General features: G+C 50.1%; 1 pseudogene. It reads left to right on the top strand.

Annotated elements, in window-relative coordinates:
- Window positions 1–680: pseudogene (locus A142_RS24935) on the top strand (Ig-like domain-containing protein); the annotation flags it as partial.

Below are 680 nucleotides of genomic sequence, written 5' to 3'. Positions count from 1 at the left end.
CGGGGAAGAAGTAAGGCCCGATACCCTCGTAGAGGCTTCTGTCTCTAGCACCGATGTGACTTTGGATAGTGACACGGTCACCACAGACAGCAGTGGTATCGCCAATTTTCGCTTAACTAGCGTAAAAGCGGAAACCGTCACATTAACCCTTGATGTTGGTGGCATTACTCAAGATTATGACGTTAAGTTCATCGGTGATGAAAAGAGCGCGGGTGTGTCATCGGAAGCGACGATTAATAACGCAGAGTACACCTCGGTGAATGGTAACCAGGTAACGGCAACCCTAAAAGATGCCTATGGCAATCCGGTAGAAGGTTACTCGGTGACGTCAGAGGTAAGTAGCGGCGTACACCCGGACACGTCCGAGACAGTCAAACCACTTTTGGTGGAAGAGACGCCAAAAACCGATGCACAGGGTCAGCAAAAAGTCCGCGTAAAATGGGACTCCCAATACGAGACGCCAAAAACCAGTATGACGTTTGATGTCACCTCGTCTTACACCACGACGGAGAGCAAACAGACGGAATCAACCAGCAAAGTGACGTTTCACGCTTACCTTTGTGGTGGTCAAGTTGGTGATAGTGATAAGACAAACGCCGCAGGCGAGTGCATTAAAATGGCTGAGGTCAACGGGAAGCTGTATACCGGAGCCCCAAGTGTCCGCTTTTTAGGGGCTCTAG

This window comes from Vibrio splendidus 12E03, assembly GCF_000272105.2.
Classification (GTDB): Bacteria; Pseudomonadota; Gammaproteobacteria; order Enterobacterales; family Vibrionaceae; genus Vibrio; species Vibrio splendidus_I.
The sequence above is the reverse complement of the archived record's forward strand: the minus strand, read 5'-3'. Positions and strand labels throughout refer to the sequence as shown.